General features: G+C 37.7%; 14 protein-coding genes and 3 tRNA genes (2 of these 17 running past the window's edge). 12 read left to right on the top strand and 5 right to left on the bottom strand.

Features of this window, described 5'->3' with window-relative positions:
• Both FHG67_RS00425 and FHG67_RS00415 read right to left on the bottom strand, forming a co-directional pair.
• Positions 1–884 carry the 5' portion of a hypothetical protein gene (locus tag FHG67_RS00425; RefSeq protein ID WP_004495103.1) on the bottom strand. Its footprint begins 385 nt before the window's first position, so the window shows 884 of its 1,269 coding nt (coding positions 1–884); it begins with the start codon at positions 882–884; the stop codon falls past the left edge of the window.
• Positions 885–2,196: 1,312 nt separating this feature from the next.
• Positions 2,197–3,432, bottom strand: coding sequence for a class I SAM-dependent RNA methyltransferase (locus FHG67_RS00415; protein ID WP_004499772.1), 1,236 nt, complete (start codon positions 3,430–3,432; stop codon positions 2,197–2,199).
• 92 nt (positions 3,433–3,524) lie between these two features.
• Between FHG67_RS00415 and FHG67_RS00410 the strand changes: the two genes are divergently transcribed.
• The 8 genes from FHG67_RS00410 (at position 3,525) to FHG67_RS00380 (ending at position 6,824) form a co-directional block, all read left to right on the top strand.
• Positions 3,525–3,608 (top strand) — tRNA-Ser (locus tag FHG67_RS00410).
• A gap of 5 nt (positions 3,609–3,613) precedes the next feature.
• Positions 3,614–3,700: transfer RNA gene (locus FHG67_RS00405), tRNA-Ser, on the top strand.
• A gap of 43 nt (positions 3,701–3,743) precedes the next feature.
• On the top strand, positions 3,744–4,190 hold the full coding sequence (locus FHG67_RS00400) for a Tic20-like protein (RefSeq protein WP_004495068.1): 447 nt from the start codon (positions 3,744–3,746) through the stop codon (positions 4,188–4,190).
• Positions 4,144–4,554 carry a hypothetical protein gene (locus tag FHG67_RS00395; RefSeq protein WP_004495125.1) on the top strand — a complete coding sequence of 137 codons (411 nt, stop codon included), beginning with the start codon at positions 4,144–4,146 and terminating at the stop codon, positions 4,552–4,554. Before FHG67_RS00400 ends, FHG67_RS00395 begins: the two co-directional genes overlap by 47 nt.
• A gap of 3 nt (positions 4,555–4,557) precedes the next feature.
• Positions 4,558–4,634: transfer RNA gene (locus FHG67_RS00390), tRNA-Arg, on the top strand.
• Between the two features lie 448 nt (positions 4,635–5,082).
• Positions 5,083–5,226 (top strand): hypothetical protein, encoded by a 144-nt coding sequence (locus FHG67_RS21575; RefSeq protein WP_004495062.1) that lies wholly within the window; start codon positions 5,083–5,085, stop codon positions 5,224–5,226.
• A gap of 366 nt (positions 5,227–5,592) precedes the next feature.
• Entirely contained in the window at positions 5,593–6,135 is a 543-nt protein-coding gene (locus FHG67_RS00385; RefSeq protein ID WP_036075071.1) for a WbuC family cupin fold metalloprotein, read from the top strand.
• A 107-nt stretch (positions 6,136–6,242) separates the two neighbouring features.
• On the top strand, positions 6,243–6,824 hold the full coding sequence (locus tag FHG67_RS00380; RefSeq protein ID WP_026054390.1) for a slr1658 superfamily regulator: 582 nt from the start codon (positions 6,243–6,245) through the stop codon (positions 6,822–6,824).
• A 5-nt stretch (positions 6,825–6,829) separates the two neighbouring features.
• On the opposite strand, the gene FHG67_RS00375 is transcribed toward FHG67_RS00380, so the two are convergent.
• The gene (locus tag FHG67_RS00375) at positions 6,830–7,177 is read right to left on the bottom strand and encodes a slr1659 superfamily regulator (RefSeq protein ID WP_016759254.1); all 348 of its coding nucleotides are present in this window, start codon (positions 7,175–7,177) and stop codon (positions 6,830–6,832) included.
• A gap of 534 nt (positions 7,178–7,711) precedes the next feature.
• Here FHG67_RS00375 and FHG67_RS00365 point away from each other — a divergent pair.
• Positions 7,712–7,996 carry a hypothetical protein gene (locus FHG67_RS00365; RefSeq protein WP_004499786.1) on the top strand — a complete coding sequence of 95 codons (285 nt, stop codon included), beginning with the start codon at positions 7,712–7,714 and terminating at the stop codon, positions 7,994–7,996.
• Positions 7,997–8,032: 36 nt separating this feature from the next.
• Complete coding sequence (locus tag FHG67_RS00360; protein ID WP_004495145.1) at positions 8,033–8,737, top strand: lysophospholipid acyltransferase family protein; 705 nt, start codon at positions 8,033–8,035, stop codon at positions 8,735–8,737.
• Between the two features lie 23 nt (positions 8,738–8,760).
• Here FHG67_RS00360 and dapF read toward each other — a convergent pair whose 3' ends face one another.
• Complete coding sequence (gene dapF / locus FHG67_RS00355; protein WP_002630842.1) at positions 8,761–9,606, bottom strand: diaminopimelate epimerase; 846 nt, start codon at positions 9,604–9,606, stop codon at positions 8,761–8,763.
• Positions 9,607–9,753: 147 nt separating this feature from the next.
• On the opposite strand from dapF, the gene FHG67_RS00350 reads away from it, so the two are divergent.
• Positions 9,754–10,605, top strand: a complete 852-nt coding sequence (locus FHG67_RS00350) for a class I SAM-dependent methyltransferase (protein ID WP_036075130.1) — start codon at positions 9,754–9,756, stop codon at positions 10,603–10,605.
• Here FHG67_RS00350 and FHG67_RS00345 read toward each other — a convergent pair.
• Entirely contained in the window at positions 10,594–11,346 is a 753-nt protein-coding gene (locus FHG67_RS00345) for an HAD family hydrolase (protein WP_036075133.1), read from the bottom strand. The genes FHG67_RS00350 and FHG67_RS00345 overlap by 12 nt on opposite strands.
• Before the next feature lie 93 nt (positions 11,347–11,439).
• Between FHG67_RS00345 and FHG67_RS00340 the strand changes: the two genes are divergently transcribed.
• A protein-coding gene (locus FHG67_RS00340; RefSeq protein ID WP_002630866.1) for an NAD(P)-binding protein crosses the window boundary here: on the top strand, positions 11,440–12,500 show its 5' portion. 580 nt of this gene lie beyond the right edge of the window; the window shows 1,061 of its 1,641 coding nt (coding positions 1–1,061); its start codon is at positions 11,440–11,442; its stop codon lies off the right edge, out of view.

The following is a 12,500-nucleotide window of genomic DNA, read 5'->3' as shown; positions in this document are numbered from 1 at the left end:
TCGTCGTTTAACATAGTTAAGAATTTGGTGATGGTCGCAATTTCATTTGCATCTAAAATTTGGCGCGGATTGGTTACAAAGTTACGGTAAAAAGCTTTCAATCCTGTTAAATTCGCCCTGCCTTTAGGATCCTTGTAAGGTTCCAAAAACGAAATCGCAGTCACATTTGGAATCGTAAATAAGACCCCACCTTTTATACTTCCAATGGCGGCTAAACGTCTCATCACCTCGCGAATATCTCTTTTATAACGAGCCTCATTCAAACAATCCGTAGAAGTTGAAAGTACGGTACAGAGAACATGATTCGCGGCCACGGTTCCGAAAAGAAAGGTAGGTTTGACTTTTTCCATAACCTCAATTTGAGTCCCGGATTTTCGAAGACCAAATTGATGAAATTTATCAGGCTTTTTACAATCCTTAATCCTTGTCCAACGATAAGTACGTTGATTCCATTTCTTCCAGTACCATTCTTTACCCCATTTCATTGCGGTAACATCTGCGCATTCTCCCGAAGTTCTTAAAACGGAACTATACTCAGCTCCCGTAATTCCCGCATGTGTCGGAAGATCTACAGTGGAAGCATTTCCTCCTATGAGAGACTTCACCATACAAATAAGCCCGCATTCTTTTTTCAGAACGCTTTCAAAATTCAGCCAAGGTCCCTTAAGAACATTATAGGAAAGGGAAGATCCGGCTTGTTTAGTCACCAACACAGGATAAGCCCAATCCTGAGTCTTTTTCTCGACCGTCGCACCAAAAAAACCTTGGCTCAAAGAATCGCCTATAACCCCAGGCCTTGCAAAAAGCTCAGCCTGAGATTGAGCAGCTAAAGTTCCGACTTCAAATCCAAGGAATATTAGAAAAGTCGTAATCCATTTCTTCATCTCACTATCCTCCATTTTTTATCAAAGCTTTGAAAACAACTTGTTTATGAAATAAACGAATCTTCCATCCTTCCGCTGATCCAAAACTTACTAACTATATATAGTAAATCCTAAGTACGAAAAAAAAAGTCAGTCAACCGGATTTGCGAAATTTTATCCAATATAAAACTTTTTTTTCATATATAAGTAAAGTATTGGATATAAAAGCAATAAGTCGAAAGTTTATCCTTAAGTGCTTGGCATAAAGATGTCTAAAAGTCCAAATCTGCATTAAAGAATAAAATATTATACTAAGGTAATATAATTTACTAAAAATACATAATGTTCGTTTTAAATTGTTTATAAATTTTATAAAAATAATTCAAATCAGCTTGCGGCGGTTATTTTAAGAACATAAACGACAATATGAGTAAAAAAATAAAAAGTCGGAATGAATTCCGATTTTTTATGATAAGAATAAATTGAGAATTTTAGTTTTTATTTCTTTTTAAATTTCTTAATGCGAGCTTATCGCTGTCGTTTCTGCATTTTTTCCTATTAGAGTTTTTGAAAAATCCATTTCTGCTTCATTGAAATGGGGTCTGAAACGGTTTTGTTAATCTGAAGTATGGAATTTTTCAACAACTCTATCAAATTTTTTCTTTTTAGATCTCTTATCTTTTTAATTCATCATCTCCTTTTTCTTTCTTAATTTTTAAGATCCGCCATTTTTATCAGATTCGCCTTTTTTGTTATTTTTCTTTTTAGAATTTCTATGTTTTAGAACTGAATTGGTATCGTTATTCTCGCTTTAACTTTTTTTGAACGACTTACGATCCATATCATCACCGCCTTTTTTCAAGTTATCTCGACAATAAGCGCCCATAAAACCATAACATTACCCACAAATACTTGGATCCGAAGATAAATCTGTCGGAATTACGACAAACCTTCTGTGAAACTTACGCCCCGCAGAGCGACCCTTAGGAAGCGTTGTGCCTGAGTTTCCCCTGATTTTGGGTGGTGGGTGATGAGCGACCCGTAGGGAGCAAATCATTGAGCCTGGAGGCGGAAAGGCTCGGGAGATTTTTCTCTATCAGAAAATCATACTTTTTGCAAGTAGAAAGTGGGATTCTTGTCGGAACACTTGAAAAATATCAGTTTTTGATCCTTATTATCCCAAAAGCCTTCTTAACTTATGGGGTTGGTTATGGATAAAACCCATCTTGTTTTAATTTATGAATTGATTACTAGAAAGAAGTTATTTCAAAAATAACTTAGAATGATTGGAATCGGAACTTTAAGCAAAGATAAAGTATTTTTGGAACAGATTCTAAATTCTTTCAACTTTTACAATGACTTCAAAATGTTTCGTTCTTGGAAAAAAATCGACCAGCGTCACGTTCGAAAGCCTATAGTTCCCGTTCAAGATCAGAGAAAGATCTCTCGCAAGAGTTGTATGATTACAACTTGAGTATAAAAATCCACCGGGATTCTTTTCTGTCAGTGTTTGTAAAACTTTTTTGGACAAACCCGCTCTCGGAGGATTCACAATCCAAAAAGAAGAATACAACGCCTCTTCAGAATCGATCCGATTTGTTTCCAAGTTTAAAGCTTTGAAATCGCAAGAATAGATCCCGTTTCGTTGAGCGTTCTTTTGGGCCTGTTTTACAGAATCTAAAGAAAGCTCGTAACCGATCCAATTTTTTGCTTTAGATTGAAGAGCGATCGCAATCAAACCGGAACCACAATATAATTCTAATATTCGATCCTGATTTTCCGGAACTAGTTCGAAAATCTTTTCGAGCCAAGGAGCGACGAGATATCGATTCACTTGTGAGAATCCTCCTGCTTGAATTTCCCAAACGATTTCCTTGGGTTTTGGAATAAAAATTTTTTCTCGAAACGTAACCGATTCTTTTTTGTAGGGAACAACTTTCGTTCCTTCTAATCGCAAGGAAAGAATCTTTGATTCTGCTTTTTCCTTTTTCAAAAGATCAGCGAATACCGAATTCATTTCTTCCGGAAGATTTTTGCATCCGTCCTCGGGGAGATTTACGATCGAATGTGAAAATTCCTCATAAAAACCCGCAAGCCTTTTGCCTCCCGCAAACCCCAATTGAATCTGTGCCGTATTTCTATATCCGCTCGGATTTCCGCTGAGAATTTCTATTTCAGGAATTTGAATATGATTTTTTGATAAAAAACGTTCGAGCGTTTCTTGAAGAAGGATTTTTTTGATTTTCAATTCATTTTGATAAGAAACATGGCGATAAGAACATCCTCCGCAACGAGGAAACGAACTACAATCGGATGGAATCCTTTCCGGCGAAATCACTTCGATTTCGGAGACGACTCCCCAAACCAAAGAGCCAGATTTTTTGAGAGGGACCGTATAAACTGTTTCATCTGGTATCGCATTTTTCAAAAAAAAAGTCGCTTTTTCAAAATTCGCGATCGCATAACCTAAATTTACCCAGGAACGAGGTTTCAACAAAATTTTATTCGAAGAAATTTTGCGAATTTGTTTTTTCGGACGATTTTTATGTCCTTCGGACTCAGATTTCATCTCTTTCGGTAGTTACTTCCGGGAATCCCAAAGCGCAAAGAACAATTCACCTTGACACAAGAGGGTTTTCTCACGGTAAAGTAATTCCGTCAGGAGAAGTGGCTGAGTGGTCTAAAGCAGCGGTCTTGAAAACCGTCGTGGTAATCCCACCGTGGGTTCGAATCCTACCTTCTCCGTCGATGGAGACGTGCCTGAGTGGCCGAAAGGAGCAGTTTGCTAAACTGTCGTACGGGTAACTGTACCCAGGGTTCGAATCCCTGCGTCTCCGGATTTTGCTTTCATTTTATTCAATGACTGAAATTCTCATCCCTATGTCCTCTGAGCGCTTCAAAACCCAAGAGTTTATTCAAGAAACCTTGAGAATTTTAAAAAGTGAAGAACTCCCAGGCTTAATCGCCGCTATTTCCTATATTCCTTTTTTCGGATGGCTGTTCATTTGGATCTTTCGCAAGAATCAAAAATTCGCATCCTTTCATATTCTTCAAGCGTTGAAACTCAACGTAGGTTTTATCGCTATTTATGCTGTGGTTTGGTTTCTAAGAGAATTTCCAGTGATTAGCTGGGTCTTATCTTTGATTCGAGTCAACCCGATCGTAACCGATTTTATCAGTTACGTTTCTTGGATTCTATTTTTGGGCTACAGTGCACTGGGAGCCTGGAACGCGTATCAAGAGAAAGAATCTACTCTGCCTTTTTTTCTGGAGATGGAAAATGAACTTCAAAAAATATTTAAAAAAATACGAACCGGTTCTCCATAACCTTCCCAAAGTTGTTAACCGGTTTTTGAGATCGGAAAAATTTCTAGTTTATTTAGTTTCTCTACCTTTATTCGGGACCTGGTTGATAGGATTCACCTTTTATTGGGAAAACCCAACGGTTCGAAAATATTCCGGAATTTCTTTCGTAAACTTTCTTTATTTTCTCGGGTTTCTTTTGGCCAGCGCCTTAGTCTCTTGGATTCCAGTTGCAGGCCCTTGGCTTGGACACATTGTCCATCTTGTAGGAATTCTGATTTATCTTGGGGTCTCCGGATTACTGCTATACAATTACACGAGTACAAAAAAGATTGCACTTAAGATTCCCGAAAGACATCTTTCTCATTTGGAATCTTATATCCATTGATCCGCGCCCATAGCTCAGCTGGATAGAGCGTCTGACTACGGATCAGAAGGTCGGAGGTTCGACTCCTTCTGGGCGCGCCAACTTTCTTTTTAAGTTTACGTAAGTAATTCGCATCCGATCTTGTTATACGAACGCTCTTTCTACAAATTCGTGCCTCTTAACTCGAATATAAGATTGTGTAAAATTCTGAAAATTCAGAATTTGCTCGATACTTTTGAAGAATACACATATAGAAATAAAAATTTTAGTTTATGAATTAAGAAACGTGAGTTTGGGCGAATAAGAAACTAAAGTGTTGCACTTCCTAAGGGCGCCACAAGTACTCGGATCCGAAGATAAATCTGTCGGAATTCCGACAAATCTTCTGTGAAACTTACGCTCCGCAGAGCGACCCTTAGGAAGCGTTGTGTGCCTGAACTTTCCTGATTTTGGGTGATTGAAGTATATCGAACTCACGTTAAACTACATCTTATCTTTAAAGACCAGCGAGTGCATTTTTTAAATTTTATGTGGGAGTTATTACGTTTTATGAAAAATTCAAAGTTGATTGATTCTAAAAAGAACGCTCAAGAATTTTTAATCGGAAAAGATCGGGTCGTCCACGCTGATTTTCCTTCTTTTATTACGGACCGAATCAATATTTTCATTTCAGTCTATCAGAGCCAAAATTAAAATTCAGTTTGAAATCTTCTTTGTGGAAAACTCTAACTCGAGTTCTTTAAATTGCTCCTTCTATTCTGTAAAAACCGCTCTAAACGGCAAGAAAACAGAGATTTCTCTCAAAATTGACTAAATCTTATTCAAACTATCGATAATAAAGAGACATAAAATTTCGAATCTTTTTTGGAAATTTAAAAAAAATCAGTGTACGATTTGACACTAAGACTGAGTCTCATTTCCATTGTATAAGAACTCTGATACAAAAAGAGCTAGGTTCAAAAATGGATAAATGCCACTGTGCACAAGTAACCTTCGAAACTATTGTAGAAATCGCAAGACTTGAAGGTGTAAGTTATCAAGAAATTATAGAAAGAGTAAATGCGGGAAATACTTGCACAGCCTGTAAGTCATATCTTATTGAGTATTGTGAATCCAAACTTGAACTTTTCCAAACCGTACAGACAACTCCTTACGGATTCTCTTTTTTCGGAGGTATTGCAGAAAGCGAATGCCTCCCCTCGTAAAAGAGCCAACCATAATTTTCATGAACTTTCAGAAGTTTATCAAAGGTTTCTGAACGTTCTCACTCGAGATACGTACATCCAGGCACATAGACACAAATCTCCCCCTAAACCGGAAACATTTCTGGTGCTCAAAGGAAGTTTAGGATTTATTCTCTTTGGTGAAGACGGCTCGATTCGAGAAACACATTATCTAAACTCCGATGGCCCAATATACGGAATTGATATCGCTCCCGGAGTATACCACACTCTCGTTTGCCTTTCTGAGAATGCAATTTGCTTTGAAGGAAAATCGGGGCCTTACGATCCCACTACAGACAAGGATTTTGCACCTTGGGCCCCTTCCGAAGCGGACTCGAATCGAAGCGAGTATCTCAATCAATTAAAAAAACTTTTTTAATCCGACTTTATTTTTTATTCGAGGTCGTTTTTTACTTTTCTTACCGAAAATTCAAGTTTCTATTTTTTAAATACAATTTGTTGGATTTAAAAAATTTGAAAAACATTATGAATTATCCTGTCAAATATGGCCATTACAATCTGATACCCGATACCCTTCCTTGCGAAAGTGAATTCACATTGAAGCTACGACCTATGGATCTTCGGGTTCAATGGAAACGCTGTTCGATCACCGCGGATTACATTTCTCTCTATTGTTCTTGCCAAGAAAAATTGGATCCAGATTCTTCCAATACTATTTCGATCGTATTAAATGAATTGATAGAAAACGCAGCGAAGTTTTCCAAAGATAGAAAGGGAGAAATTCTTTTAGATCTCAAATATTATTCCGAAATATTAAAAATTGAAATTAAAAACTCAACGAACGAAATTCATAAGAATAAACTGGAAAATTCCATCTCGGCTCTCATTAACCGAAACTCGGACGAAATTTATATCAACAAACTCAAAAATCGAGATGGAAACGAACCAAACTCCGGAATCGGTCTTTTACTTCTTTCAAAGGATTTTCCCGTCCGATTGGGATTTTTAATCAATGAGGTTTCCCATGGTACTTACGATGTCACCGTAAGAGCCTATTTGGATTTGAACGAAGTTGTAAAAACAAAACTCAAAGCTTTGAGTGTTTGATTCCTTTATTCGAGACTCGTTTTAATTTCCGATCTGAGTTTTTTAATATTTTCCAAGAATTTAATCTGCCAGTATTTATTTTTATTACCTTTAATCTCCACATTATGAATACTTTTCCTATCGTAAGCGGCGACAAATCTGGAAAGACTCGCAATCCCAGCGCTATTTAAAAAATCCAAATTCTTAATATCAATGACCGCTTTTCCTCTTCCGGAATTATCCAACATTGTTTCGATAGCAGAAATGATCGGATCGTATTCTTCTACATTGAATAAACGAAGAGTCCCGGAAATTCTAATTCTCCCCCGATTTTTTTTCGTTTCAATAAAATAGTCTTCTTTTGAAATTTGCATCCCTCTTTCACTTTCCATCACACTCCAAGGCCACCTATTCTTTTAAAAAGATCATATACTAACTATTAAAAAAGTATGAAGGCATTTCTTATATTTTTAAAAAAAAGACAGATCTTTCGAATAACGCCTAGCAAACGTTCACTGAAAAAATAACATTTCATAAAGTTTTCGCATCTTTTCAGCATTCCAGATACTCCTTTTAGGAAATTTTAAGATCCTGCCTCTTTCGCTCTTTTTTATGTTTTCACTTGGTCTGGCTTCCTCAATTTTCAGATTATGTCGTTTTAGGAATTCGCTTTCTACATTCTCCATGAAAATACTTTCGGATTTCAGATGAACAATCTTCAGAAAACCACAATAAAAAAGAAAACTTAACTCTAAATTATTTTCTCATCTAACTTGGTTTACGTTATTTCAAACGCATTTTTTAGAACCCATGATATGAAAACTCTTGCAACATCTCTCCCCTAAGAAGACTATATGAGATTGTGGGAATTTTACCCATTTATATAAATAAACCTGGAAAGAAGCTCTATGCCTGAGTTTGATTCGATTGATCTTATGAATTATGCAGTTTACGGAAATGAACAAGATCCCGAATGGGCCGATATACGAAACTATATCAAGTCCAGTGCCTCCGCACAAAGAGAATTGGAAGAATTAAGACGTTCCACGCCGCAGCATGACAGAAAAAGAAGGGACCTCTCTCGCTCTCAAGAACGAGGTAAATTCCACGAATCGGAATCCTCTTCCGATCCAAGAAATGCAAATTCTTTAGAGGAAAAAAAGAAATGGTGGTCTATTTTTACGGGCGAATAAAATAGCTCCCCTTATTGTAAAGTCCGAGGAACATTCATGGAAAAGGAAGCTCAAACATATCTCAGACTGAAACAGTTTGTGGCCCCTTTTTTGGGTTTTGCCGTGAACATTAACGCCTATGGAACGGAACATATTACCCAGGAAGGTAAGCTAATCCTTGTCAGTAATCATAGATCCGACATGGATCCGTTCATTCTTTCCTACACTTTTCCTAGATACATTTCCTGGATCGCTGCGGATTATACGTTTCGAATTCCGATTTTCAAAGACTTAGCCAAATTGGCCGGAGGAATTCCAATGGCAATTGACGGAAAAATTTCTATGGCAAGTATCAAAATGGTACAGCAAGTTTTTAAGAGGGAAGGTGTTTTGGGAATTTTTCCGGAAGGTCACGATTACATGGTTCAAAACGACTTTTTCGCCCCCATGGTACGGTTTCATGAAGGTTTTGCAGCATTCTCAATTCGAAACAAAGTTGATATTCTCCCTTCGGTAATCGTTCCGATTGAAGAAAGTTATTCTGATATTCCGATTCCTTCTTTAGTTCGCTCTTTTATGGGAATGCCTAAGGAAGTCTGCGATATCAAACGGAGATCGATCTACAAAAAGGTCCGCGTTCTTTATGGACCTAAAATCGATCATAGACCTTATCTTGAGGGAAAACTGGAAGATAATTTAAAAAAACTCTCGGATGAAGTTCGAGTGAGAATGGAAAATCTACAAAGAACCGAAGTAGCTTAAAGTAATTTGAAGTTTAGAAAATTCTAAACTTCTATTTCCCCCGAGAAAATCTCTCTTGCAGGTCCGGTCATCAAAACGTTTCCGGATTCCTGCCATTGAATTTTAAGAGTCCCACCTCTTAAATCAATCTTCACTTCCTTTCCCGATCTTCCCGTTAAATTTCCAGCGACCGCAACCGCACAGGCTCCGGTTCCGCAAGCGAGCGTTTCTCCCGCTCCTCTTTCCCAGGTTCTTTGATAGAAATGATCTTTTCCGCGAACCGTAACAAATTCCACATTCACTCGTTTCGGAAAGATAGGATGCCGTTCGATCAAAGGCCCAATTCCACTTACGGGAAATTGATCACAATCATCCACAAAAATCACACAGTGTGGATTTCCCATACTTACCGCGGTAAACTTTAAATTTTTTCCCGCGATCTCAAACATTTGATCGATGATCGTTTCCTCATCCTTCCAATTTATAGGAATCTTGGAAGGAACCAGGATCGGTTTGCCCATATCAACGCTGACGAGATCCACCTTGTTTCCCGATCCGATCTTGAGATCCACTTCTAAAACACCCGCACCGGTTTCGATTTTTGGATTTTTAGAATTCGTTAAGCCGTGATCGTAGATGTATTTGGCAACACAACGAATTCCATTCCCGCACATCTCGGAGGAGCTTCCATCCGAATTGTACATGTCCATCATAAAATCGCCTTGTTTTGAATTACGAATAAAGATAACTCCGTCACTTCCAATTCCAAAATTACGATCGGATATTTTTTGAATTTGCTCCGGCGTTAAGCGAATATCAACCTGAGTGGAATCGATATACACATAGTCGTTACCGATTCCTTCCATTTTTGTAAATTTAAGCGCGGCCACAAGAACTCCTAGGATGAATTGAATTCTATATTTTCTTAGACTGTTACCTGAGGAAATTCAAAAACAAGAAAAAGTTATGTACTTTTTTCTGGCTTTTTCGACTTCAACCGAAGACATTGAAAATTCGACGACTCCGTGGGGGCTCTTTTGAATCAAACCTGCTATCTTTGCTCAAATACTAAAAATTCTATTGTTTTTGTAGAAAATGGAATCGATATCGTCCGTTGCTCCAATTGTGGTCACGTTTTTTCCACTTATGAACAGGAAGAACACTACGAAGGTTATTGGGACAACGATTCTTCCTATGATCTCGGCTGGTGGGATCACGCCCACAGGGAAATTTATCAGGACTTCATCAAAAGATTTTTAACAGCTCCTTCAGGCAAAATTTTAGACGTGGGCTGCGGACTCGGTTTTTTTGTTAAGCGAATTCAAGATCAAAAACCCGGTTGGGAAACCACGGGTTACGAAATATCCGAAAAAGCGGTTCAATTTGCCAGGGATAAAAACGGATTGAAAAACGTTTTTTCGGGAATCGTCCAAAATTCCGGAATCGCAAAAGGCTCTCTGGATATCATCACTCTTTGGGACGTGATCGAACACATTCCAAAACCTCATAGTTTATTAGAATACTTGCATTCTCTTTTAAAACCGGGTGGGATTCTATTTTTACAAACTCCGAATTTTCCAATTCAACTTTTTAAAGCGAAGTTGAAAGTCACTCTGAAGGGTATGCAACCAAACGGTCATTATCTCGAAGCGAAAGATCACATCAATGATTATACCGAAAAGACAATGAGAATGCTCGCAAAACAAACAGGATTTGCGGACTGTAAGTTCACGATTCTCAAACCGATCGCTTCCGTTTCGGGAAGTCAAGGCGGCAGTTTTGGTCCTCTTTTTAAAAAAGTTTATTATTATGCGACTAAAGCCATTTGGTTACTCAGTTTCAAAACGATGAACTTGAATAATACGTTATTCGCCGTTTTAAAGAAATAATCTCAAAGCGGTTCTTAGATCGTTTGTTTCCAAATAGGAATATTCTCGCTTTATATCGGAACCGACTTCTAACGAAATCTTTTGTTCTTTCGGACTATTCCGTTTTTTAGAAAAGACAGATGTTATACGAATCGCCGAAATTCCATAACGAAGCGCACCTTCTATGTCATCCTTTAAAGAATCACCTATCATCGAGACGACTTTTTCTTCGGAAACAAGTTGGTTCGCTTTGGAGTAAAATTTTTCCGAAGGTTTTTCTTTTCCGACTTCTTCCGAGCTTAAAATCGCGTAAGGAAAAGTTTTTGGAAATAAAAGATCAAATTTGATCAATTGAGTTTTCAAATTTTCGTTCGTACAAAAAAGAAGTTTATGTTTTTCTGAAATTATTTTTAAGAGTAAAAAGACTTCCTTATATTCTCTCTCGTACTTTTTTTTACGAATTTTAATTCCCTCTCGAAAGTTTCGGAAATAATCTCTCTCTAGTTTTAAAATCCACTTCGGGTCCAAAGTTCCCCATTTTGACAGGCACATCTTTTTGAAATAAATTAAACGAAGCCGATTCGAAGGAGAATCCTTCAGTTCAATTTTTGTTTCTTTTCTTGCAGTCTCGTAAAACTCCGAAAACTCCTTTGCGGAAGAGAATCCGTATTCTTTTGCGTTTCTACAAAATTGCTGAATCGTGGTTTCATAGATTCCGATCGAATCTAAAAATGTGTTGTCAAAGTCCAAAAAAAGAGCCATTCCTTGCAAAAGAATCTTTTCAATTCCAAACGCAATTCTTTTACCCCATTTTTCCTTGCGTGATTGGAGATTCCCCTAAATCTTCCTACAAGTATGGGCAACGACCAAAAAACCATTTCCCGTAAATCCTTTCTTGCGATTTTAGGTTTTTGTTTTTCAGCACTCGCAAGCGGAATTTGGTTTTTAAAATTCAGACAAAAAATTTCCGGAAAAATTTTAGGTCCGAATCACGATGTCGGACATAGAATTCGAAATAGCATAGAACCAAACGCAGCCAATATAAATCTTCCCATTTCCGAAAAAGTAAAAGTGTTAATCTTAGGAGGGGGAATCTCTGGATTGAGTGCGGGTTATTATCTTCATAAATCTGGATTTGATGAATTCAAAATTATAGAATTAGAAAACGATTCCGGTGGAAATTCGAGATCAGGACGGAATTCGATCGGTAATTATCCTTGGGGCGCTCATTACTTACCACAACCCGGAGAAGAAGCGGTTCTAGTCCGTAAGTTTCTTGAAGAAAACGAAATTATCGTGGGTAAAGACAAAAATGGAAAACCAATCTACAACGAAAGATATCTTTGTTTCGACCCCGAAGAACGAATCTTTTATCAAGGAAGATGGAACGAAGGTTTATATCCCACAGGCAGTCCTGGATCGCGGGCAGCAAACGAAGAACAAAAATTCAAGAAGCTTATTCAAAATTGGAGATCAAAAATTGGAAGAGATGGCAAAAAAGCTTTTTCGATTCCGATCGATCTTTCTTCCAGAGATCCTGAATTTTTAAAACTAGACAAAATTAATTTTTTTGAATATATCAAGGAACACGGATTTAAAACAAAAGAACTCTTTTGGTTTTTGGATTATTCCGTCCGCGACGATTTCGGCGGCTCTATAGATACGGTCTCCGCTTGGATCGGGCTTCACTATTTTTGTTCTCGCCCAGCGGATGAAAACGGAGAGGACTTGAGTCTTCTCACTTGGCCTGAAGGAAACGGCTTTCTAGTAGAAAAGTTGAGATCTCCGATTCGATCCAAAATTCAAACCGGAACACTTGTAGAAAACGTAAAACCGTCAAATTCCAAGAAAGGTAGATTCCTAGTTCGAACTTATACTTCTTCCACGGAAATACAAAAGGATATTCTTTGCGATTC

Source organism: Leptospira weilii (assembly GCF_006874765.1).
In the GTDB taxonomy this organism is placed as follows: domain Bacteria; phylum Spirochaetota; class Leptospiria; order Leptospirales; family Leptospiraceae; genus Leptospira; species Leptospira weilii.
This window is presented reverse-complemented; position numbering and strand designations above follow the sequence as displayed.